Raw genomic sequence first — 22,936 nt, forward strand, 5'->3', positions numbered from 1 at the left:
AAAAATAGAGTCAAAAAATTATTCTTCTTTTAAAACTCTATCTCTTTACCTAAATAACACAGTTTTAAATTTTCTTTAGGCAGTTCGGCTTTTTCAAACTCTGCAACTAAATAAATTCCTTTACCCTTTTCTATAAATAAAGGTACAGATTTTTCTTCTTTAGCTAATACTTTTAATGCTCTAGAATAAGCTTCTTCATCAGCTATTTTTACCTCATTAATTTCAGGATTTTCTCTATAAGCTTCACTTAAATTTATATAATCATCGTAAGGTGTAAAAAAACGAGATCTGTCTTTTATAGTAGTATCTACACTTTCTTCTGATGAGGCTAACTTATAAGATCCTTGCTCTCCAAAAACATCAGAAAATGTAACTAAAGCATGTTTATTAACAGCATCACTACCAGATAAAGCTATTAAATACCCAACATCATTTAACTCTATATTATTGGTTAACCCATCATCATAAATATCAACTTCAAAAGCTTCTAAATCTTCATCAAGAGCATTTTGCACAAAAAATCTATTAGAATCTATTAAAATAATTCTTTTTCCTTTATCTCTTAAATACTTAGCAATTAATATTGCTGGAAAAGAAGCTCCTACAAATAAAATAGCATCCGATTTTTTTAAAAATACACCAATCATTTTTGCAAACAATCTGGCTGTAGTTGCATTTAATAAAACTGTACCTAAAACAACCATAAATACTAATGGTGTAATATACTCTGCTCCTTCTACACCTTGCTTTAATAATTTACTTCCAAATAAAGAAGCTATACCTGCAGCCACAATTCCACGTGGACCAACCCAACTAATAAATACCTTTTCATTAAATTTTAGTTTAGATTTACGTGTACTTGCAAAAACAGCCAACGGTCTTATTATAAAAACTACAGATGCAAACAAAGCAGCTGTTTTCCATGTATACAGCAACAACAAATCTTCTATATTAATATTTGCTGCTAATAAAATAAACAGTATAGAAATTAATAAAACACTTAAAGATTCTTTAAAGTATAATAACTCTTTTAGGTTACTTAATTTTCCGTTACCTAAAACCATTCCCATTACAACAACAGCTAATAAACCAGACTCATGTGCAAACATTTCTGATAAAACAAAAACCAATAAAACAGCAGATAATGAAACTACATTTAATAGATAATGTGGAATTAATTTTTTGTTTACTGCATAAGCTAAAGCATGTGCAAACGTAAACCCGAAAGTAGTACCAAAAAGTAAAATTTTTGCAAACTCTATTAATGCTGTTTTAGTAAAACCGCCACCACCACCAACACTTATAAATTCAAAAACCAATACGGCAACTAAAGCCCCTATTGGATCTATCAAAATTCCTTCCCATTTTAATACAGTAGAAATATCTTTTTTTAGAGGTATGTTTCTTAAAATTGGTGTTATTACTGTTGGCCCAGTTACTATTATTAAACCTGCAAAAAGAAAAGAAAGTTCCCAACCTAAATCAAACGTATAATGTGCTACAAAACCAGCTCCGAAAAAAGTAATAGTAGAACCTAATGTTATTAATTTTGTAATTACCGGACCTACATTTTTAATTTCGCTTCGTTTAAGTGTTAAACCACCTTCAAAAAGAATAATACTTATTGCAAGAGACACAAAATAATACAAACTTTCTCCAGGAAAAAGTCCTTTTTCTCCATTCCAAACAGGTTCTATCCATTTAGATCCGTCATCACTTAAAAACTCTGCTGCAATAGGACCAACTAATAGACCTATTAAAATCAAAGGTAAAATTGCAGGAATCTTAAATTTCCAAGCAAACCATTGTGCTAATATTCCTAAAATGATAATTCCAGCTAATTCTATCATATTTTTTATTAAATCTATTAAAAAGTAAATTTAAGAATGTTTAACTCTCATCAAAATAAAATTTATATTTTTTTTCAATTTTATAAATTTTATTTATTTTTTATATTACTTAATTAGTTTAAACCTTATTTTTTTGGTAATTTTTCATAAAAACGACTTAACAGTTTTATAGTTTAATAACTAGTATGCTTTTATTTCTAATAAAAAAGAGAAATAATTAGATATCTTTTAATAGATGAATTAATTTTGTATTCTCTAAAGAACTAATAATTCTTTATAAACATAAAATAACTTCTTCTTTTAAGGTAGAAATCAAAAAAAAAGACAATAAATGTTAGGCTTACAATTTGAAACAGAAACTTCTTGGGCAGACATTGCAAAAGATAATTTACAGCAAATATTAACAGATCATGCTTTTTTAGAGCAAAAAGCAGCTTCTAATGCAGTTTCTATTATCATAAATTATTCTGAAGAAACAGAATTAGTAAAAGAAATGAGCAATATTGCTATTGAAGAAATGCAGCATTTTAAAATGGTACATTTATTAATGGTGAAACGTGGAATGGTTTTAGGTAGAGAACAAAAAAATGATTACGCTGTTCGTTTACAAAAATTCTTTACTAAAACTAAAGATAGAACAAACGCTTTAATACAACGTTTATTAATTGCTGCTTTAATAGAAGCTAGAAGTTGCGAGCGGTTTAAAGTGTTTTCTGAAAACATGGAAGATGAAGAGTTATCTAAATTCTACAAAAATTTAATGATTTCTGAAGCGAACCATTATACCACATTTTTACAATTTGCCAGAAAATACCAAGACAGAGAAATTGTTGACGAAAAATGGAATGCTTTGTTAGCTTTTGAAGCAGAAATGATGCGTGAACGTGGAAAAACTGCTAAAATTCACGGATAGTTTTTGCTTAGTTATTATAATTAAAAAATTACTCTTAGATATCTAGTAAGTTAAGAACCTTATCTTTTAAACTTAAACAAAAAATGTTCTCTAAAGAAGAAGCTGCACTTTTACGTAAAGAATTTTGGACAAGTTTTGGAAAATCTTTTCCAAGAAAATGGTTGTTGTATAACACCAAAATAAAAGGTTTTTCTTTTAAATTTGTTGGAGAAAGAAAACAAGCTATGGTTTGTTTAGATATAGAAAATCCGGATGAATTGGTTAACTTACTTTATTACGACCAAATGCTTTCTTTAAAAACATTGTTAGAAGCAGAATTACCAGAAGTTATTTTTGATGATGATTACTTATTAGAAAGCGGTAAATCTATTCATAGAATTTATGTGCCTTTTGATAAAAAATTTAGTATTTACAACAAAAATTCTTGGAGGGATTGTTTTGAATTTTATGTTGAAACAATGGAAAAATTCGAGCTTTTTTTCTACGAATACGAAGATGTTATAAAAAATATATAACGCTTATTATTGCTATTTGTTTATTAATAAGTTTGCGTTAAGGATTGAAACGGCATCCTTTTTTATTTGGTATTGCTGCCTTAGTAGCAATACCAAATAAAAAAGATATAGTGGAAAGTCTGACCTGAAAGGTAACGCCCTAAAAAAAATCGTTCAAACAAATGAACGATTTTTAATGCACTTTTCCTTCTTTCTTTACTTTATAAATTTTATGCTTAACGGATAATTTGGTTCTTGATTGTTACTTACTTTAATTGCATTAATTATTGGAAAAATTAAATAGAAAAATCCGATTGCAATTAGTCCTAATATTCCTAATCCTAAAAGTAAAATTAGCGGAATACAGATTAATATATAAATGAACATAGATATTCTAAAATTTATAATTGCTTTACCATGCTCATCCATTCCAAAAACTTCGTCTTTTTTAGTTAGCCATAAAATTAATGGAACAATAAAACCACCAATACCTGTTACAAAATCTAATAATTGACTTAAGTGTGTTAGTACTAATAATTGTTTATCTTCTTTCATAAATTATTTAAGTTTGGTTCTATTTATTTGACGACAACTTTCTTTATTTGTTACAATTTATAAAAAAATCTTCATATTTATCTAAAAATAAGCCATTAAGCTTTATATAAAGTATAAATAATGTTAAATGGGTTAATTAACATCCAAATGGGTTAACATCTAATTTATATGAGCAAAGCACTGTTTTACTTAAAAAATATCTTTGTATCAATAATAATTTAAAACCCAAAACAATATGGATTACTTGAATATAGACAATCAAAAAATTTTACCTGTAGTATCAGAATTAAATGTACTACTAGCAGACTATCATGTGTATTATCAAAAATTAAGAAATTTTCATTGGAATATTTTAGGAAAAAACTTCTTTGACTTACATAATAAGTTCGAAAATATGTATAATGATACTAGACTTAAAATTGATGAAATTGCAGAGAGAATTGTAACTCTTAAATACCACCCTATTAGTAAACTATCTGATTATATAGAGGTTTCTAAAATTAAAGAATCTAGCCCGTTATTAACCGATGAAGAAATGGTGGCAGAAATTATTGAAGATCATAGAATATTATTAGAACAACTTAGTAAAGTTATAGATAGATCTGAAAAAGCAAAAGATGAAGGTACAATAGATTTAATTGGTGCTTATATAAGAGAGTTAGAAAAATCTACATGGATGTTAAGTGCATGGTCTAAAGATACTAAAGAAGAACTAAATAGCAGTTTTGTAAAATAGTAATTTCTTTAAAAAAAAAGAAAATAAACATTTATAAAACTTAAAAATCATCATGGATAAAATAATAGAGAAACTACAAAATTGGAAAGACATTTTTATAAAAAACATACCCAACCTTGCTATTGCAATGGTTGTGGTTGTAATTGCATACTTTGCTTCTAGAGCTATAAATAGTTTTATTACTAAAACTTTAAGTAATAAAATAAAACAAGAATCTGTACGGAATCTAGTTTCTAGGGTTGCTTCTGCAATTATCTTTTTAACAGGTTTATATATTGCAATGACGGTTTTAAAGTTTGATGATACTTTAAAAGCAATTGTATCTGCCGCTGGGGTGTCTGGTATTGTTATAGGTTTGGCCTTACAAGGTACTTTATCTAATACTATATCTGGTGTTGTATTATCTTTTAGACAAAATTTAAATATAGGTAATTGGGTAGAAACCAATGGTTATGCAGGTGAAGTTATAGATATAAACCTAAATTATTTTGTTATTAAAGAAGCAGATAATAATATGGTAGTTATACCTAATAAAACCATTTTAGAAAGCCCATTTAAAAACTATTCTTTAACCACAAAAATGAGAGTTGCTTTAGAATGTGGTGTAGAATATGGCGCAGATTTAGAAAGAGTAGAAGAATTAACAAGACAAACAATACAAGATAATTTTGATCAAAAACAATTTGACAAAAGTGTTGAATTCTATTTTACCGAGTTTGGTGATAGTTCAATTAATTTTTTATGCCGATTTTGGATAGAATCTGAAAATGCTCTTGAACGTTTAAAAGGAAAAAGTAAAGCCATTATAGAAATTAAAAAGGCTTTTGATAAAGAAGATATTAATATACCGTTCCCAATAAGAACTTTAGAGTTTACAAACAAATTAAATGTAAACAACGATATTGCTAAAAAGAATATTTCTGCTAATTAATCTTATTTTTATCTTTCAATAAATTTTTAAAAGAAGCTCAACGTAAAATGTTGAGCTTTTTCTTTTGGGATAAAATCTTTATGTATTTTTGCAATATGATTAAAAACGATACTATTATTGCTTTGGCAACGCCTGCTGGGGTTGGTGCTATTTCTGTTATTAGACTTTCTGGTGAAAAATCTATTGATATTGTTGATGCTTTTTTTAAATCGATTAAAAAAGGAAAAACTCTTAAAAGTCAAAAAACACACACCATACATTTAGGACACATTGTACAAAATAATGTTCTTTTAGATGAAGTTTTAGTGTCCGTTTTTAAAAACCCAAACTCTTATACTGGAGAAAATGTGGTAGAAATTTCTTGTCATGGTTCTAGCTTTATTCAACAAGAAATTATTCAGTTGTTTTTACAAAATGGCTGTAGAATGGCCGATAATGGTGAATTTACCATGCGTGCTTTTTTAAATGGTAAAATGGATTTAAGCCAAGCAGAAGCTGTTGCAGATGTTATCGCTTCTAATTCTGCTGCTAGTCATCAAGTTGCCATACAACAAATGCGTGGTGGTATTGCAAATGAACTAAAAGATTTACGTGCTAAATTATTAGATTTTGCCGCTTTAATTGAGCTTGAATTAGATTTTTCTGGTGAAGATGTTGAGTTTGCAGACAGAACTAAATTTAAAGAATTAGTAGCTAAAATTACATTTGTTTTAAAACGTTTAATTGATAGTTTTTCTTTTGGTAATGCCATGAAAAACGGAATTCCGGTTGCTATTATTGGAGAACCTAATGTTGGTAAATCTACTTTATTAAATACACTTTTAAATGAAGAAAAAGCCATTGTTTCTGATATTGCAGGTACAACTAGAGATGCTATAGAAGATGAAATTATTATTGATGGTGTTGCCTTTAGATTTATTGATACTGCCGGAATTAGAGAAACAGAAGATGTTGTAGAAAGTATTGGTATAAAAAAAGCTTATGAAAAAGCAGAAAATGCTCAATTAATTATTTTCTTAATCGATTCTAATAAGTACGCCTACTCTAGTGAGGAATTTTTGGCTGAAATAGAAACCATAAAAAAACGTTTTCCTAACAAACGCTTGCTTGTAATTGCTAATAAAATTGATACTTTGTCTTGCCATGATTCTGCAATTTTACAATCAGAAATTGAGAATCTAATTTTGCTTTCTGCAAAAAATAAAACTGGAATTGAAGAACTAAAAAACGAATTGACTTCTTTAGTTAATATTGGTGCTTTAAGTAATAATGAAACGATTGTGACCAATTCTCGTCATTTTGAGGCTTTAAACAATGCTTTAATTGCCATTACTTCTGTTCAAGAAGGTATCGATTTAGAAATTTCTACTGATTTATTTTCTATTGATATTAGAGAATGTTTACGTCACCTTGGCAACATCACCGGAGAGTACGATATTGATAAAGACATACTTGGACACATATTTGGAAATTTTTGTATCGGAAAATAATCTGGTTTTTATTAAAATAAAGCTAAGAGCTATAGCAAGAATTAATAGACAAAAAACTTATTTATGATATCCTTTTTTTCTAAGGTAGTTTAACAACACTTGTGGTCTGTCAGTTTGTATAATATCTACATTATTATTGATGTACCAATCGTAAACCGAATTATCTAAAACTGCTTTTTCATCATCATGCCCAATATTGTGCTGTTTCCATAAAGCATTTACCCAAACACTTGCTCCTTTAGCACGAATATCATCAAAATAAGATAACAACTCTGTTTCTTCTGGAATTGTAAATTCAAAAGCGATGGCTAATTTATTGTCTAAATAATCATCAATTATCTCTTTAGCTTTTGGGTTTGGCAATCTAACAATAGGCATAAAATGAACTTTATCTAAATACTCTCCAAATTCTTTTTCTACAACATCTCTTGTTTTATTCCCTTTTATAATCACTTGATTTATTGTGCCTGTTTTTTCTAAAAGTGCATAACATTTATCAAAAATAGCATAGCTTTTATCTAAATTGATTAATATTTTATCTTTTGATAAATTTAATACTTCTTCTAAAGTAGGTATTTTATGCGTTGTTTCTACACCTAACCCATCAACTAAATTTAGTTTTTTTAAATCTGATAAAGTCCAATCTTTTACTAAACCTTTGGCTTTTGTTGTTCTATCTATACTCACATCATGTATTACCACCAATTGCCCATCTTTAGTTTCTCTAACATCTATTTCTACCATATCTACTCCCATATCTATACAGTTTTGGATAGCTTGTAAAGAATTTTCTGGAGCATTACGCCAATCTCCTCTATGAGCAACTACAATAATATCTTTGTTGGTTGAGTCTTCTAAATTAGTTAATAATTCTTCTATTGATGTAACTTTTTCTTGATCATTTATTATTCTGTTAGCTTCTTTTTTACAAGAAATTAATAGAGTTAATAACGCTAATATTAAAAAATTTAGTTTCATAATCTTTACCTTTATGTTGTTAATATTAGAAGTACATTTATTTGAAAGCCTAATAACAACATCAACAAAGAAAAAGATATTAATCTCTTTCAGTTTTAAATAATTGTAAAAAAAATATTTTCTTTTTTAACATTCTTAACTTAAAACTTTATTAATATTGATGTTAATTTTAATTACTTAAACAACTAATGTTTTTAACAGTAGTAAAATATATCCCTAAATAAAAAACGAAAAATGAAATGTCCTTGTAATCCTTCTAAATCATATGATGATTGTTGCAAAAAAGCACATTTAAACATACATTCTGTAACTACACCAGAAGTTTTAATGAGGTCTAGATATAGCGCTTTTGTAATGGCTAATATAGATTATCTTCAAAAAAGTCATCATAGTAAAACCAGACCTTCTAAACGTAAAAAAATGAAATACTTGCTTGGACAAAATCTGTAGAATGGATAAAATTAGATGTTTTACAATCTACCAAAAATACAGTTGAGTTTAAAGCTTATTTTTATGAAAAAGGCTCTTTGAATGTAATACACGAAAATTCTTTTTTTGAAAAAGAAAACAATTATTGGGTGTATAAAAATGCCTTATAAATTAAAATAGGAACAATAAAATTCTTTCTTCTAAAAAGTTAGTTTAATGGTGTAATCCTTTACTTCTTAAAAGTTCTAATAACATTTCTGGTTCATCAGTTTGAATTATATTAGCACCATTCTTTATCAATTCTTCAATTACTTTTTCTCCGTTTCCATAACGAATTTCTGCATCTTTTTCTCCTAAGGTATTTATCCAAATTCTGGCATTATTTTCTTTTAAAAAATCGCCTGTTTCTTTAGTGTTAAAATCAGAATCTATATGAATTACTTTTGGACCAAATTTTACCATTGCAGAATCTGCCATTTGTAAAGAATATGCTCTTGGCATTAATTGTGCAGATTCATCTAAACTTTTAATACTGTCTAATTGATGGTAATCATTATCAAAATAAAAAACCTCATCTTTATTTCCATATTTATTTACCGCTTTTACCAACCCGTCTACATTATCAGTTTTCATATCTACATCAACCATAATTTTACCTTTTACTACCTTTAAAAATTCTTTAAAAGTTGGTACAGATTCTTTACTAACTCTTCCATATGGTGCTTTTAATTTAAAAGCTTTAATTTCGGCTAAGGTTAAGTCTTCTACTTTTCCACTGCCCGTTGTTGTACGATCTATTGTATTATCATGCATTAATACAAGGTAACCATCCTTGGTAGTTTTTACATCAACTTCTATAATATCTACACCTAATTCAATTGATTTTAAAGTAGATGCTATAGAATTTTCAAAATTACCCATATGTGCTCCTCTATGAGCTGCTACTAAAACATTTTTAGAATTAGCATTTTTAAATTCATTTAAAGTCTTTGTTATATTAGTTGCTGTTTTAGGTAGTTTAGCAACTGAAACTTCTTTTTCTTTTACACAAGATATTTCTAAAATAAAAACTAATAAAACAATTATATACTTTGTAATTTTCATTCTTTAATGATTAAAAAAATATTTGAAACGTCTAAGTTAGTTGCCTTTTTCTAAATCTTTCTTTAATCTAATAGCTGTGTCTGGCACTTTATTAATCAACGTTTTTTTACCATCCTTTTTAGTTATCTCAAAAGCATCATATAATGTACCAATAGGTGTATAAGCACCATATTTAATAGTATCTTTTGATACTGTTATAATTTGAAAAAGCTGAGTATATTCACCTCTTCTAACCATCCATTCTTGATCTTTAGATTCGTACATTTTTGGTCCACTTACAGAAACTGCATATATAGTACCTGCATCTTCTACAACCGTTAATCCTTTACCTTCATTTTTAGGAAATCCTCTTGCATACGTATGATCATGACCTTGTAAAACCAAATCAACTTTATATTTATCTATTAAAGGCTTTATAGCTTCTCTTAATTCTTTGTTATCACGCCCTTTTGCAGTAGAGTATACTGGGTAATGTGTTGTAATTACAGTCCATTTTTTTGTGTTTGATTGCAATACAGAATCTAGCCACTTTACTTGTGCGTCTCTTGCTTTTTTACTTTCATCAAATCCTTCGCTATCTAAAGAAATTATTTTCATTCCTTGATAATCTATCGCAAAACAAGTTTCTTTTAAAGATTCTATTGGTCCGTTTTCTGGCAAGGTAAATTGTGGTCTCCATAAAGAGGATAAAACACCTTTTCTGTATTCATGATTACCAGGAGTCATCATACTTGGTACCGTTGCATGTATAAAACTACCTGCATAAAACCACTCTCCCCATTCTAAATTTGCATCTCTATCGTTAATTAAATCACCTGCATGTAGCATAAAATCTACTTGAGGAAATTGACGATAAGAATTACGAATAACTCTAGACCATAATGATTTTACGTTATTTTGAGCATCACCAAAATAAATAAAACTAAATGGTTTTTCTTCTCCAACATTAGCTGTTTTATATTGCAACCATTCACTCCAATAAGCATTATCTTTACCTCCATTACCTACTCTATATACATAAATTGTATTTGGTTGTAAATTATTTACAACAGCAGAATGATATGTAGCTTTAACAAGAGGTTCTCTTCTATTTTGATTCTCAAATTTTTGGGATATTGCATTTACTTTTCTTACATCTCTTAATAAAAATTCTGGCCCATCTGTTGCCAAAGCTATTTCTACAACACCATTAGATACTTGTTGATCTGTACGCCAATTTACAGCTAAACTATGTGCTGCATCTGTTGTAAGGTTAGCTATAACTCGATCTGGTGTACTAGATGGAAATATTAATTTATGAGCAACTATAGAATCGTAAGCAGAATAATGTGTATGCTTTGTACCATCTTCATGTGTGTGCTGTGCTTGTAATAAAGAACCAAACATTATTGTTATTACTAAAAAAACTAAACTCCTTTGTATTTTCATTATAGATATTTTTATAATATCAAAATTATTTTATCGCATAATAAAAACCTATTTCCTATTGTCAATTAATAGTTAAGTATTCGTTAGTTTTTTCAATTTTTAACAAAAAAAACGTATTTATTTAAACTACACATTACATTAAATTAAACTCTACATTAAATTAATTATATAGTATTGACACCTTAAACAAACTCCCTTAAACATGCAATTTGTCTTTGAAAAAATTTTTGTACCCAACAATCATACATTTATTTCTAGACAAATAAGAAGTGATAAACGATTTAATAAAAGTCTTTTATTTTCTACATTATTATTTTTTCATTTATCAGTTTTTGCTCAATTAGATAAACTACCTTTAAAAGGTATTTGTGCTCATAGAGGTGCTAATAAAACACATCCAGAAAATACAATTACAGCTTTTAAAGAAGCTATTCGTTTAGGGGTACAAATGATTGAATTTGATGTACAATTAACAAAAGACAAGAAACTTGTTATTATGCATGATGATACAGTTGATAGAACCACTAATGGATCTGGTAAAGTTTCTGAATTAACATTAAATGAAATTAAAGAATTAGATGCTGGATCATGGAAATCTAAAAAATTTACTGATGAAAAAGTACCAACACTAAAAGAAGTTCTACAAATAATGCCAAAAAATATTTGGCTTAACATCCATTTAAAAGGCAATAAAAAAATAGGAATAGAAACTGCTAAAATGATAATTGCAGAAGACAGAGTTCTTCAATCTGTAATTGCTTGTGGTAAAAAAGCTGCTAAAGGGGTATTAAGTATAAATTCTAATATTAAAATATGTAATATGGAACGCCTAGATTCTCGTACAGATTATATTAATAAAACTATCGAGAAAAATTTTGCCTTTTTACAAATAAAAAGTAGTAGAAATAATGACAATATGCTAAGTGATCTAAAAAAGTTAAAACTAAAGGGCATTCGTATTAACTATTTTCATTCTGAAAAAAAAGAGCAAATACAAGAGTTGCTAGATTTAGGTGTTGATTTTATTTTAACGGATAATTTAGCTGAAATGTTAGATGCTTTTTCTGAAATAAAATAATAAGATAAATCCATAATCCTACAACAGAATACAACACAAAATTATTTGATTTTTTTACTTATCCTTTCTCGTATAAAATTTGTTGCGTTTTAGTTATGCTAAAAGTAAGCAATTTATTAAACAACTTTGTGCCTGCGTATTTTTCCGAAGGAAAAATTTAGCAGCAATAAAGTTTATACAGTGTTGTGTATAGTTTTATTCTATTTCATCAGTTACTTCAAGAAAATATTCAGTCAGATTTTGATATTCCTCTTCTCCAGGAATCCAACTGGCAAATTTCCAATATTTCCAACTTTCATTTTCCTTTGTTGGAGGAATTATGAGAAACCACTGTTCTTCATTTTTTCCTCCAATTATTATACTTTTAAATAATTCCTTACTTACTTCTACATTACCTGCTTTTCTCCATATTTCAATTATTTCAGAGTTGAAATTTTTCAAGAACTGAATTTGAGATACTTTTTCAAAACTTGGTTCAACAGCATTATTATAAGTTGGAAAACCATTCGCGATTTTCAAGAATTCTTTATAGTCTTTGGGTAATTCAATTCCAAGTCTTAATTCAGTTTCTTTAATTTCTTCATTTGTTGCAGGAGGGTTTCCAATCCATTTATTTTTCTTCTGTTCTGATGTGAAATTATTATTGTCTTTTGTAGTTAAAGATTTTTCAAAAAGTTCAGTAATAATTTCTTTCATTCCAATTGATTTAAAGGATTTTTGTGAAAACATATTCTCACATTTTCCAATTAATACTAGATTCAATAAAATTCCAAAAGTTAGTTTTTTAATCACTGCTGTCAATTGTACACAACTATTAATAACTAATATTAAATTTATTCTTTTTTAATACTTAAGCTGTTCTAAAAATAATACAAAGCTTTTCTTTATTTAAGATCATTTACATTTTTTTTTTAGCCAAGTTATAAATTGTTCTTTTTTATTAGTATTCTAAATATTACTAATTTTAAAATATAGTTCCCTTTTTAGCACTAAAAAACAATTAGCATAAAACCAATTGCTGTTATAGTCTTTTGCCCTTTAAAATAAGGGAAAATGGGCTATAATTTACACAAATGGAACATAAATTATAGAAAACTACTTGGTTGATTTTTAGATTTACATTTTAAAACCTAACAATTATATTTTTTAATTATATAAAATTTACTATTTAAAAATTATGGAAACAAGTTATACAACCCGCTACGCATCTAGTCCTAAAACTGTAAAAAAATACGATACAGAAGAATTAAGAGAAGAATTTTTAATTCCTGATTTAATGGAAGCAGGAAAAGTAAAATTTACATACACTCATTACGATCGTTATATCGTTGGTGGAGCTGTACCTGTAGAACCTTTAAAATTAGAAACTATAGATCCTTTAAAATCTGATTTCTTTTTAGAAAGAAGAGAAATGGGTATTATAAATGCCGGAGCAAGTGGAACCATTTCTGTTGATGGGGAAGTTTTTAAAATGAATCATAAAGATGCTTTATACATTGGTAAAGGAGCTAAAGAAGTTCTTTTTATGAGTGATGATAAAGATAACCCATCAAAATTTTACATTAACTCTTCTCCTGCTCACACAGCATACCCTACAAAACATGTTACAAAAGAAGCTGCTAATAAAGTTGAATTAGGAAGTTTAGAAACAGCAAACCATAGAACAGTAAACCAAATGATAATTGGCGGAATTGTAACAACTTGTCAATTACAAATGGGAATGACAGAATTAAAAACAGGTTCTGTTTGGAACACAATGCCAGCGCATGTACATGATAGAAGAATGGAAATCTATTATTATTTAGACATTCCACAAGACCAAGCCGTATGTCATTTTATGGGACAACCACAAGAAACTCGTCATATTTGGATGAACAATCATCAAGCAGTAATTTCACCACCATGGTCTATTCACTCAGGAGCAGGAACATCAAACTATACTTTTATTTGGGGAATGGCGGGTGAAAATTTAGATTATAATGATATGGATGTTGCTAAAATTACCGATTTAAAATAAAAAACATGTCACAAACATTATTTAACATACAAGGAAAAATTGCTCTCGTTACAGGATCCACACATGGTTTAGGAATGGCAATGGCAATGGGTTTAGGAAAAGCAGGTGCTACTATTATTGTAAACGGAAATTCATCTCAAGAAAAAATTGATGATGCTATTAAAGAATATCAAAAAGAAGGTATTACTGCATACGGATATAAATTTAATGTGGCAGATGAAAAACAAGTAATAGAAGCTGTTAAAAAAATAGAAACAGAAGTGGGTTCTATAGATATTTTGGTAAACAATGCCGGAATAATTAAAAGAACTCCTTTAGTAGATATGGAAGTAGCAGATTTTAAGCAGGTTGTAGATATAGATTTAGTAAGTCCTTTTATCGTTTCTAAACACGTTGTAAAAGGCATGATGGAAAGAAAAGAAGGAAAAATCATTAATATTTGTTCTATGATGAGTGAGCTAGGTAGAAATACCGTTGGTGCTTACGCTGCAGCAAAAGGTGGTTTAGTAATGCTTACTAAAAATATGGCTACAGAATGGGCTCGTTTTAATATACAAATAAATGGTATTGGCCCTGGTTATTTTGCAACTTCGCAAACAGCACCTATTAGAGTTGATGGACATCCTTTTAACGATTTTATTGTAAACAGAACGCCTGCAAAAAAATGGGGAGATCCTAATGACTTGGCAGGTGCTGCAATTTTCTTATCATCAAAAGCTAGTGATTTTGTAAACGGACATATTTTATATGTAGATGGTGGAATTTTAGCAACTATTGGTAAACCCTCAAACGAAGAATAATGAAAAAAATAATATTCCTTTCTTTTGCACTTGCCGTTTTTATGTCTTGTGATAAAGAAAACAAACCAATTTCTAATATTGTAATTAAAAATAATTTAAATCTCGATAGAGAATTTGAAACTGTAGAAATAGACATTTCTGCAGTTCAATTAAAAGAAAATTCGTCATTTATTATTCTTGATAAAAATACAAATCAAGAAATAATATCTCAAGTAATAGATAATGATTTAGATGGTAAAAATGATATTATTATTTTTCAACCTAAAATAAAGGCAAATTCATCTAAAGAGTATATTTTAACAAGTACAGATATTAAAAAAGATTCTGTACCTGTTTACTGTTATTCTCGTTTTGTGCCAGAAAGAACAGACGATTATACTTGGGAAAACAATAGAGTTGCCTTTAGAACTTATGGGCCTGTTGCTCAAAAAATGGTAGAAGATTCTTTACCTGGTGGTACACTTTCTAGTGGTATAGATGCTTGGTTAAAAAGAGTAGAATATCCTATTATTAATAAGTGGTACAAGAAAAATTCGTTAGATATTGGTGCTTATCATAAAGATTCTGGCGAAGGTTTAGATAACTTTCATGTTGGTTCTAGTCGTGGTGTTGGTGGTACTGCTGTTAAAATTGATACTTCTTTTTATTTTTCTAAAAACTTTACTTCTTACAAAACCATTACAACTGGTCCTATTAGAACAAGTTTTGTATTAACTTATCCAAATTGGGATGCCAACGGAAAAAAAATAACAGAAACAAAACATATTTCTTTAGATTACGGACAAAACTTAACTCGTTTTGAGATTGATGTTAAAGGTACTAACAACATTTCTGTAGGTTTAACTCTACATAAAAAAGACGGTAAAACTTCATCAAGTGATAATTGGATTAGTTACTGGGAACCGTTTGATGATTCTGAATTAGGACAAGGTGTTGTAACCACAGATGAGTATTTTATCAATTCAGAAAAATACCTAACTTCTAAAATAGACCAAAGTAATTACTTTGCTCATTTAAAAGTTATTAATAATAAAATAATTTATTATGCTGGTTTTGGTTGGAAAAAAAGTAATCAGTTTACAACACAAAAAGAATGGGAAAATTATTTAGAAGATTTTTCTAAAAAAATAAATAATCCATTAGAAGTTTTATAAAAAATTATAAACTTAACACATAATTTATTCCGTTTAAGAATTATTAAAAAACAATAACTCTTAGGCGGAATCTATTTACAAGAAAAACGGAATTCTTTAGTAAACTGCTATTACTGTACCCAAAAACTACAAGACAAGTATATTACCTAAATTGTATATAATATTAACAATTTACTAGTGGAAAAAGAAGGAATTCTAGAAATTTATTTGTAATATCGTCTTCTATTAAACTACCTAAAAGGTAGTTATATCGATAAGCAAATAAAAACTAAACTTACTATTTAGATTAATAATTAAAATGAATTTAAAACTCTACATATTCTTCTTCTTTTGTGTAATTTCTAGTGTAACATTTGGGCAATTTAACAACCTTAAATTTGAAAACATCGATACTATAGACGGGCTTTCTAGTAGTACCTGTGTAGAGATTTTTCAAGATAAAGAAGGTTTTATGTGGTTTGGTACCATTGATGGTCTAAACAAATATAATGGTTATGAGTTCGAAATTTTTAGATCTGTTTTGGGTAATTCAGAATCTATAAGTAATAATAGAATTAATGCAATAGAAGAAGATAATGAAGGGAACCTTTGGATAGGAACCAACAATGGTTTAAATTTTTTTAATAAAAGAACCAATAAATTTTCTCAAATAAACCTTTATAAACAGCTTTCTTTATCTAACAGTTCTCAAAAAAATATTAACGATTTATTATACGATAGCATCAACAATATAATTTGGGTAGCAACAAATAATGGCGCTATTAAAATTGTACTTGGTGATGATAATGTAAACACCAAAAACTATCATTTTTCTTACTATATAAACGATCAATCTAATTTAAACTCAATAGATAATAATGGAGTTAATGTAATTTTAAAAGATGATGATAATAAAATATGGATTGGTACAAACGGTAAACATTTAAACCAATACAATCCTTTAAAAGACAACTTTAATCGTGTTTATATTGATCATAAAAAACCATATGAACTAAATCATATACCTAAAAGAATTTTTATAGATGCAGATGGCGATTTTTGGATTGGTAATGATTTAAATAATTTTATTTTATGGAATCGAGAAAGAAATCGATTTAGTCATGTTTCTTTAGCAGAAAATCATACTCCTATTTTTAGTATTTTTCAAGATAATGATGGTTTATTTTGGGTTCCTACAGAAGGTCAAGGTTTGTATTTACTTAATAAAAACGATGAAAATATTAAAATAGAAAAACATCTTAAAAATACAATTTCAGATCCTTTTTCTCTTCCTAATAATAAACCTTCTAAAGTTTTTCAAGATAAAAATGGTATTTATTGGATTGGTAGTTATGATAAAGGTGTAAGCAAATTAGATCTTACAAAACATTCTTTTGGGCATTATTATTACAAACAAGATAATGATAACGGATTAAGTGCTAAAACCGTACAATCTGTTTTACAAGATCATAAAGGAAGAATTTGGATTAGCTCTTATAACGGTGGTTTAAATTTATTTGATGAAGAAAACAATCAATTTAAAAAAGACATACATAATGTTAAAAATAAAAATTCTTTAAGTTCTAATAAAATTCTTTACACGTTTGAAAGCCATGATGGATATATTTGGATTTGTACTTTAGATGGAGGCTTAAACAGGTTTAATCCAGAAACCAATCAAATTAAACAATTTTTACATAGTGATAATGATTCTTTATCAATTGGTCAAAACTCTGTTTGGGCAGGTGTAGAAGATGATAAAAATAGAATCTGGTTTGGCTTAAGAACCGAAGGGTTAAGCATGTATAACCCTAAGAATAATCATTTTACAAATTATAAAAATAATTATGGTAAAAAGAATAATTTAACGAGTAATAATATATTATGTGTTTTTATAGATTCTAACAATAGGTTACTTATTGGTACTTCTTTAGGTGTAAATATGGTCGATTTAAATACACTAGAAGATTTTACACCTAAACATATAGAGTTTACAGAAATTAAAGGTAACGGAATAGAAAATAACGGAATAAATTACATTACAGAAGACCATAATAAAAATATTTGGATAGGTACCGATAGTGGTGTTCATCAACTAGACAACAATTTAAAACTAAAAAAATCGTACACTTCTCAAAACGGATTGCCAAACAATCTTGTAGTAGGTATTGTAGAAGATGATAATTATAATTTTTGGATTACAACCAAAGGTGGTTTGTCTTTTTTAAACTCTAAAACACAAAAATTTAAAAATTTCAATATTCACGATGGTTTACAAGGACCAGAGTTTCAAAGTAAATCTATAGAGAAAACAAAAGATGGACGTATAATTATTGGAGGTATAAACGGATTTAATATTTTTAACCCTAACGATATTAATGCTCCAGAACCGGTATTACTTCAACCTAAAATAACTGCTTTTAAATTAAACAATAAACTTGTTAAAGTTGGCGATTCTATCAACAAAAGAGTTCTCTTAAAAAAGACTATTTCAGAAACAAAAAATTTAGAACTACATTACAATGAAAACTATATTTCATTTGAGTTCTTATCATTATATTTTGAAAATCCAGGGCAAATACAATATGCTTATAAAATGGATGGTATTGATAATGATTTTATTAACATAGGAAACAACAGAGTAGTTAACCATTCTAATTTACAAGCTGGTAACTATACTTTTGAAGTAAAATCTTCTATTGATGGCCAATGGGATAAAGCTAAAATCACTAAAATAAATATAAAAATATTACCACCTATGTGGTTAACCTGGTGGGCATATCTACTATATTTCTTAGTAGGATCATTATTTTTTGGTATAATTTTACATTATTACACACGTAAGGTAAAAGAATCTCAAGAGCACGAATTAGATCAAATGAAACTTAAATTTTTTATTAATGTTTCTCATGAGTTTAGAACACCATTAACTTTAATATTAAATCCTGCAGATAAAATATTATCTAATTTCCACTCAGACAACGAAATAAAAAACTCTGCTATTACCATACAAAGATCTGCTAGAAGACTTTTACATTTAGTAAATCAGCTACTAGATTATAGAAAAATGGATGTTGGTATGGCTCCTTTACAGTACGAAAAAGGTGATATTGTTTCTTTTAGTAGAGAAATTTTTTGCCTTTTTAAAGATTTAGCTGCAAAAAAAGAAATCCATTACGAGTTTAAAACATCTTTTAATGCCATAAATACATTGTTTGACTTTGATAAAGTTGAAAAAATTATTACTAATCTAATTTCTAATGCTATAAAGTTTACAAATAATGATGGACGCATTACAGTATCTATTGATAAAATAAAAGAAGTTAAAACAAAATCTAAATTTTCATTTTTTAAGAAAGAACATTTAACTGATTATGTAGAAATAATTGTAGAAGATACTGGAGTGGGGCTTAATAAACATCAAATTAAAAATGTTTTTTCGCGTTTTTATAACTTAGACATTACAAAGGCTGGTACTGGTATAGGGCTTAATTTTACAAGAGGATTGGTAGAGTTATGTGGTGGAGAAATTTTTATAGAAAGCGAGCAAAAAAAAGGAAGTAAATTTATTGTACGTTTACCATTAAACATTAAAGCTAAAGCAGAAAAAGTTGAAAATATTAAAAATGAATTTTTAATAAACTCTATGAAAGCTGTAGAATATGATATGTTTATTTCTAACGATTCTTTAAAAGACAATAATACTGAAGAACAAAAACCTTCTGCTGATAAAAAATTACCTACAGTATTAATTGTTGAAGACAACATAGAATTAAGGAGACATTTAACAAACGATTTAAAAGATTCTTATATCATTAAAGAAGCTCCTAATGGAGCTTCTGGTTTAAAAATGACGAAAAAATATTATCCAGACATTGTAATAAGTGATGTAATGATGCCTAAAATGGATGGTTTTGAAATGTGTAAAATGATAAAAACAGATTTTGAAACATGTCATATTCCTGTGTTACTTTTAACTGCAAGAACTTTAGATGAAGACAAAATAAACGGTTATGATAATGGTGCTGATGGATATATTTCTAAACCTTTTGTAACAAGTTTATTAAAAGCTAGAGTAAATAATTTACTTGAAACTAAAAAAAGGTTAAGAGATCGTTTTTCTAAAATTGGTGGTTCTATCTTAGCAAATGAGGTTACTACCACTAATATTGATGAAGTTTTTCTTGACAAGGTTACAAAAGTAATTTTAGAAAACATAAGTGATATCGATTTTAAACAAGATCATTTATTAAAAGAAATAGGTATTGGTAAATCTCAATTTTACAGAAAAATTAACGCTTTAACAGGCTTAAATCCTAGTGGTTATATTAGAAATATTAGATTAAAACATGCTTCTGAGTTATTATTACAAAAGCAATACTCTATAAAAGAGGTTACGCATATGTGTGGTTTTAATTCTACTGCTTATTTTAGCAAAACATTTAAAGAATTATTCAATCAAACACCTACACAATACATAGAAAATAAAACTGATACTAATAATAACGATGATTAAAATAAACATCAGACTATCAAATTAAAGTAAAAAAGGTTCATTATTAAATTAATGAACCTTTTTTAATGTAACAGATAAAATACGTTTCTATTTTGGTGATAATTTGTAGACTTTAAAATTATCTACTGTCATGTGATTTTTAACTGTTCTTAAACCAAAATATCCCGAAGTATAAGGGTTTGCATCTTTAAAATCTGCAAACAAAACATCATCTCTGTAATATTGAATAGTACCTTTGTGTGCAACAATTTTAATATGATATTCTTTGTTAGCTTCTAACATAAATTCATCATCTTTTAAATCATGCTCTGGTAATAAAGGTCTTTCTCCGTTACCAACATATCTTCTAAACCTAGTTGTTCCGTTATCATTTCCTCCAACTCCCATATAGTACAATTGAAGACTATCATAATTAGAAAACTTACCTCCTCTTTTTTCAGAATTAGCAAACAAATCATTAGGATTCTTAGGATCTTTTGCCATCCAAAAACAGTTTAAATCAGAAACACGATCATTAGGTCCTTCATTTTGTATCAGAAAAACATCATATTCTATTTGAATTGATCCAGAAAATTTTTCTTTTAACCAAACCGTACAACCAGCAACATCATCAATTTCTAACTTACTATCTAAAATCTTTACAGTTCCTTTTGGCATTTGTTCTATTTGCCAATTTGTTAAACCGTTATTAAAGTCTTCTTCAAAAATTAACTCTTTTTTTAAATCTTCTCCTTTAATAGTTACAGATTTATTGCTTGAAGAACAAGCAGCTATCAACCCTAAAAAAAAGGTTGCTAAGATTAACTTTCTTATTTTTATCCAATTTATTTTCATTTAATTTACTTGTTCTATTAAAACCAAACTCCATGGTGTAATTTGGTGATTTATGGTTAATACTCCTTTTTTATCAGCTTTTACATAAGTAGTTTTCATTGTATTGGCATATTCTTTCATTTCTTTAATTTCTTCTCTTGTTGGTGGCTCTGGTTTTCCCATTGCTTCCCAATAATTATGGATATTTCCGTGGTCTTTATCTAAAATTTCTATTTTAAACATTGTACCAGCATCCAATCCCTTAAGTGTAAAATTTAACTCTTTATTAGTTCCTTTTTCTCTTTTATTACTTCCAGAAGGCACAGCATCTTCATATTCTACAGGATAATTATATGCCAAAGCAACTACATTGCCATTAGAAGATTTTTTACTTACAAACAAATAATCATCTTTATATAATTTTTGATCTCCTAATTGATGTAACATTCTGTATGCATGATAAGATGGTTTTACCAAACCTTGATAATTAATCATACCAAAACCACCATGAAAAATACTTGACGCTCCTCCTTTTTCTTCAAAAATATCAGTAAAAGTCCAAAAAGCCAAAGAATTTGTTAAACCAATACATTCTAAATTAGATTTTACAATATAAGCTGCAGCAGGCAAACGATCATGCATAGCATCTCTACTACTTGGACTTGTATTCCATTCTGTTAAATGAATTTCTACATCTGGATAATCACTCTCTGCAATGGTTTTATTTAACCATTCTAAATCTTCTTTTAAAGATTTTACATACCTTGTTAAACCTCTTCCTTTTCCGGTTTCTGGATTAAATGCATAATCTGTTGGATATGGATGTGTTGTAACAAAATCTACCGGTAAATTTTCTTTTTTACAGTATTTTAAAAAATCTTCAATCCATACGCCATGCCATTTTAATTTATTTATATCTTTTACGGTAAATATTGCTTCCGAAACTTCATTATTAATAATTTCTTCATCAAAACGAGCATCTGGCACAAAATTACTTGTAGACGGTCCTCCTATTTTTAATCTCTCATCAACAGATTTTACAGCCAATGCAGATTGTTTGTACATTTCAAAATATTGCGATTTTGTACCGTGCCAAAAAAACGGATATAAGTTAGGTTCGTTCCAAACTTCAAAATACCAAGTTAAAACTTCTTCAATACCATACCTGTCTACACAATGTTGGGTAAAAGCTTTTATCAAATTATGCCATTGTTCAAAAGTATCTTCTTTAGGAGTAACTTTTGCTTTCCACCAAAAAACAGTTTTAGAATTTTCTGCTGCCATACTAGAAGGTAAAAATGCCAACTCTACAAATGGTTTTACATTTAAATCTAACAATCTATCAAAAACATCATCTATATATTGCCAATTGTACACTAATTCTCCTTTTTCTTCTACTATAGGAAACATATCATCATGGAACAAACCATGAAAACGTACGTACTCAAACCCTAAATTTTCTTGTACTTGCTGCATTTGCTCTAACCAACCAGCTCTTAAAGCTTCATTTGCACGTCCTGCACCAACCATTTTACTCCAATAATGCTCAAAAACTTCTCCCTTTTTCTTAACATCAATTTTGATATCATTTTGTGCATTTAAACTTAAAACACATCCAAAAATTAATCCGTAAATTATTTTTTTTATCATATTCATCCTTCTTTTATTTTT

20 protein-coding genes are annotated in these 22,936 nt (G+C 27.9%); 12 read left to right on the plus strand and 8 right to left on the minus strand.

Features of this window, described 5'->3' with window-relative positions:
• Positions 1-29: 29 nt before the first annotated feature.
• On the minus strand, positions 30-1,850 hold the full coding sequence (locus KI686_RS13495; RefSeq protein WP_237589850.1) for a cation:proton antiporter: 1,821 nt from the start codon (positions 1,848-1,850) through the stop codon (positions 30-32).
• Between the two features lie 331 nt (positions 1,851-2,181).
• Here KI686_RS13495 and KI686_RS13500 point away from each other — a divergent pair, with 331 nt between their 5' ends.
• Both KI686_RS13500 and KI686_RS13505 read left to right on the plus strand, forming a co-directional pair.
• The gene (locus KI686_RS13500) at positions 2,182-2,763 is read left to right on the plus strand and encodes a MiaE family protein (protein ID WP_237589851.1); all 582 of its coding nucleotides are present in this window, start codon (positions 2,182-2,184) and stop codon (positions 2,761-2,763) included.
• A gap of 83 nt (positions 2,764-2,846) precedes the next feature.
• Positions 2,847-3,278: a DUF4268 domain-containing protein gene (locus KI686_RS13505; protein WP_237589852.1), complete on the plus strand. Its 432-nt coding sequence runs from the start codon at positions 2,847-2,849 to the stop codon at positions 3,276-3,278.
• A gap of 195 nt (positions 3,279-3,473) precedes the next feature.
• On the opposite strand, the gene KI686_RS13510 is transcribed toward KI686_RS13505, so the two are convergent.
• Positions 3,474-3,812: a DUF4870 domain-containing protein gene (locus tag KI686_RS13510; RefSeq protein ID WP_237589853.1), complete on the minus strand. Its 339-nt coding sequence runs from the start codon at positions 3,810-3,812 to the stop codon at positions 3,474-3,476.
• A 235-nt stretch (positions 3,813-4,047) separates the two neighbouring features.
• On the opposite strand from KI686_RS13510, the gene KI686_RS13515 reads away from it, so the two are divergent.
• From KI686_RS13515 to mnmE, 3 genes are all read left to right on the plus strand, one after another.
• Positions 4,048-4,548, plus strand: coding sequence for a Dps family protein (locus KI686_RS13515; protein WP_237589854.1), 501 nt, complete (start codon positions 4,048-4,050; stop codon positions 4,546-4,548).
• Positions 4,549-4,600: 52 nt separating this feature from the next.
• Positions 4,601-5,479 (plus strand): mechanosensitive ion channel family protein, encoded by an 879-nt coding sequence (locus tag KI686_RS13520; protein ID WP_237589855.1) that lies wholly within the window; start codon positions 4,601-4,603, stop codon positions 5,477-5,479.
• 95 nt (positions 5,480-5,574) lie between these two features.
• A complete protein-coding gene (gene mnmE, locus KI686_RS13525) occupies positions 5,575-6,969 on the plus strand; it encodes a tRNA uridine-5-carboxymethylaminomethyl(34) synthesis GTPase MnmE (protein ID WP_237589856.1) in 1,395 nt (464 codons plus the stop codon).
• A gap of 57 nt (positions 6,970-7,026) precedes the next feature.
• Here the strand turns inward: mnmE and KI686_RS13530 are convergent, their stop codons facing one another.
• Positions 7,027-7,947 (minus strand): glycerophosphodiester phosphodiesterase family protein, encoded by a 921-nt coding sequence (locus tag KI686_RS13530; RefSeq protein ID WP_237589857.1) that lies wholly within the window; start codon positions 7,945-7,947, stop codon positions 7,027-7,029.
• 234 nt (positions 7,948-8,181) lie between these two features.
• Here KI686_RS13530 and KI686_RS16790 point away from each other — a divergent pair, with 234 nt between their 5' ends.
• Together KI686_RS16790 and KI686_RS16795 are read left to right on the plus strand one after the other, a co-directional pair.
• Positions 8,182-8,397 carry a YchJ family metal-binding protein gene (locus KI686_RS16790; RefSeq protein WP_262914002.1) on the plus strand — a complete coding sequence of 72 codons (216 nt, stop codon included), beginning with the start codon at positions 8,182-8,184 and terminating at the stop codon, positions 8,395-8,397.
• A gap of 5 nt (positions 8,398-8,402) precedes the next feature.
• Positions 8,403-8,546, plus strand: coding sequence for a YchJ family metal-binding protein (locus tag KI686_RS16795; protein WP_368735873.1), 144 nt, complete (start codon positions 8,403-8,405; stop codon positions 8,544-8,546).
• Between the two features lie 43 nt (positions 8,547-8,589).
• Here KI686_RS16795 and KI686_RS13540 read toward each other — a convergent pair whose 3' ends face one another.
• Positions 8,590-9,480 (minus strand): glycerophosphodiester phosphodiesterase family protein, encoded by an 891-nt coding sequence (locus tag KI686_RS13540; protein ID WP_237589858.1) that lies wholly within the window; start codon positions 9,478-9,480, stop codon positions 8,590-8,592.
• A gap of 36 nt (positions 9,481-9,516) precedes the next feature.
• Positions 9,517-10,908 (minus strand): purple acid phosphatase family protein, encoded by a 1,392-nt coding sequence (locus tag KI686_RS13545; protein WP_237589859.1) that lies wholly within the window; start codon positions 10,906-10,908, stop codon positions 9,517-9,519.
• Between the two features lie 202 nt (positions 10,909-11,110).
• On the opposite strand from KI686_RS13545, the gene KI686_RS13550 reads away from it, so the two are divergent.
• Positions 11,111-11,986: a glycerophosphodiester phosphodiesterase gene (locus tag KI686_RS13550; protein ID WP_237589860.1), complete on the plus strand. Its 876-nt coding sequence runs from the start codon at positions 11,111-11,113 to the stop codon at positions 11,984-11,986.
• Positions 11,987-12,181: 195 nt separating this feature from the next.
• Here KI686_RS13550 and KI686_RS13555 read toward each other — a convergent pair whose 3' ends face one another.
• A complete protein-coding gene (locus tag KI686_RS13555) occupies positions 12,182-12,682 on the minus strand; it encodes an SMI1/KNR4 family protein (protein ID WP_237589861.1) in 501 nt (166 codons plus the stop codon).
• A gap of 481 nt (positions 12,683-13,163) precedes the next feature.
• On the opposite strand from KI686_RS13555, the gene kduI reads away from it, so the two are divergent.
• The 4 genes from kduI (at position 13,164) to KI686_RS13575 (ending at position 20,452) form a co-directional block, all read left to right on the plus strand.
• The gene (gene kduI, locus KI686_RS13560) at positions 13,164-14,003 is read left to right on the plus strand and encodes a 5-dehydro-4-deoxy-D-glucuronate isomerase (RefSeq protein ID WP_237589862.1); all 840 of its coding nucleotides are present in this window, start codon (positions 13,164-13,166) and stop codon (positions 14,001-14,003) included.
• Positions 14,004-14,008: 5 nt separating this feature from the next.
• Positions 14,009-14,803, plus strand: a complete 795-nt coding sequence (locus KI686_RS13565; RefSeq protein ID WP_237589863.1) for a gluconate 5-dehydrogenase — start codon at positions 14,009-14,011, stop codon at positions 14,801-14,803.
• The gene (locus KI686_RS13570; protein ID WP_237589864.1) at positions 14,803-15,957 is read left to right on the plus strand and encodes a BT3233 family polysaccharide utilization protein; all 1,155 of its coding nucleotides are present in this window, start codon (positions 14,803-14,805) and stop codon (positions 15,955-15,957) included. The genes KI686_RS13565 and KI686_RS13570 overlap by 1 nt, the downstream gene beginning before the upstream one ends.
• A gap of 298 nt (positions 15,958-16,255) precedes the next feature.
• Positions 16,256-20,452 (plus strand): hybrid sensor histidine kinase/response regulator transcription factor, encoded by a 4,197-nt coding sequence (locus KI686_RS13575; protein ID WP_237589865.1) that lies wholly within the window; start codon positions 16,256-16,258, stop codon positions 20,450-20,452.
• 87 nt (positions 20,453-20,539) lie between these two features.
• Here KI686_RS13575 and KI686_RS13580 read toward each other — a convergent pair whose 3' ends face one another.
• Both KI686_RS13580 and KI686_RS13585 read right to left on the minus strand, forming a co-directional pair.
• On the minus strand, positions 20,540-21,286 hold the full coding sequence (locus KI686_RS13580; protein WP_237589866.1) for a DUF6250 domain-containing protein: 747 nt from the start codon (positions 21,284-21,286) through the stop codon (positions 20,540-20,542).
• A complete protein-coding gene (locus KI686_RS13585) occupies positions 21,287-22,915 on the minus strand; it encodes a GH39 family glycosyl hydrolase (RefSeq protein WP_237589867.1) in 1,629 nt (542 codons plus the stop codon).
• Positions 22,916-22,936 lie beyond the last annotated feature (21 nt).

This window comes from Polaribacter sargassicola, from assembly GCF_021991835.1.
Classification (GTDB): Bacteria; Bacteroidota; Bacteroidia; order Flavobacteriales; family Flavobacteriaceae; genus Polaribacter; species Polaribacter sargassicola.

What these genes read in the sequence shown, in the direction of transcription:
- KI686_RS13495 (WP_237589850.1), bottom strand. Translation starts at nt 1,850, where the DNA reads ATGATAGAATTAGCTGGAATTATCATTTTAGGAATATTAGCACAATGG.
- KI686_RS13500 (WP_237589851.1), top strand. Translation starts at nt 2,182, where the DNA reads ATGTTAGGCTTACAATTTGAAACAGAAACTTCTTGGGCAGACATTGCA.
- KI686_RS13505 (WP_237589852.1), top strand. Translation starts at nt 2,847, where the DNA reads ATGTTCTCTAAAGAAGAAGCTGCACTTTTACGTAAAGAATTTTGGACA.
- KI686_RS13510 (WP_237589853.1), bottom strand. Translation starts at nt 3,812, where the DNA reads ATGAAAGAAGATAAACAATTATTAGTACTAACACACTTAAGTCAATTA.
- KI686_RS13515 (WP_237589854.1), top strand. Translation starts at nt 4,048, where the DNA reads ATGGATTACTTGAATATAGACAATCAAAAAATTTTACCTGTAGTATCA.
- KI686_RS13520 (WP_237589855.1), top strand. Translation starts at nt 4,601, where the DNA reads ATGGATAAAATAATAGAGAAACTACAAAATTGGAAAGACATTTTTATA.
- mnmE (WP_237589856.1), top strand. Translation starts at nt 5,575, where the DNA reads ATGATTAAAAACGATACTATTATTGCTTTGGCAACGCCTGCTGGGGTT.
- KI686_RS13530 (WP_237589857.1), bottom strand. Translation starts at nt 7,947, where the DNA reads ATGAAACTAAATTTTTTAATATTAGCGTTATTAACTCTATTAATTTCT.
- KI686_RS16790 (WP_262914002.1), top strand. Translation starts at nt 8,182, where the DNA reads ATGAAATGTCCTTGTAATCCTTCTAAATCATATGATGATTGTTGCAAA.
- KI686_RS13540 (WP_237589858.1), bottom strand. Translation starts at nt 9,480, where the DNA reads ATGAAAATTACAAAGTATATAATTGTTTTATTAGTTTTTATTTTAGAA.
- KI686_RS13545 (WP_237589859.1), bottom strand. Translation starts at nt 10,908, where the DNA reads ATGAAAATACAAAGGAGTTTAGTTTTTTTAGTAATAACAATAATGTTT.
- KI686_RS13550 (WP_237589860.1), top strand. Translation starts at nt 11,111, where the DNA reads ATGCAATTTGTCTTTGAAAAAATTTTTGTACCCAACAATCATACATTT.
- KI686_RS13555 (WP_237589861.1), bottom strand. Translation starts at nt 12,682, where the DNA reads ATGAAAGAAATTATTACTGAACTTTTTGAAAAATCTTTAACTACAAAA.
- kduI (WP_237589862.1), top strand. Translation starts at nt 13,164, where the DNA reads ATGGAAACAAGTTATACAACCCGCTACGCATCTAGTCCTAAAACTGTA.
- KI686_RS13565 (WP_237589863.1), top strand. Translation starts at nt 14,009, where the DNA reads ATGTCACAAACATTATTTAACATACAAGGAAAAATTGCTCTCGTTACA.
- KI686_RS13570 (WP_237589864.1), top strand. Translation starts at nt 14,803, where the DNA reads ATGAAAAAAATAATATTCCTTTCTTTTGCACTTGCCGTTTTTATGTCT.
- KI686_RS13575 (WP_237589865.1), top strand. Translation starts at nt 16,256, where the DNA reads ATGAATTTAAAACTCTACATATTCTTCTTCTTTTGTGTAATTTCTAGT.
- KI686_RS13580 (WP_237589866.1), bottom strand. Translation starts at nt 21,286, where the DNA reads ATGAAAATAAATTGGATAAAAATAAGAAAGTTAATCTTAGCAACCTTT.
- KI686_RS13585 (WP_237589867.1), bottom strand. Translation starts at nt 22,915, where the DNA reads ATGATAAAAAAAATAATTTACGGATTAATTTTTGGATGTGTTTTAAGT.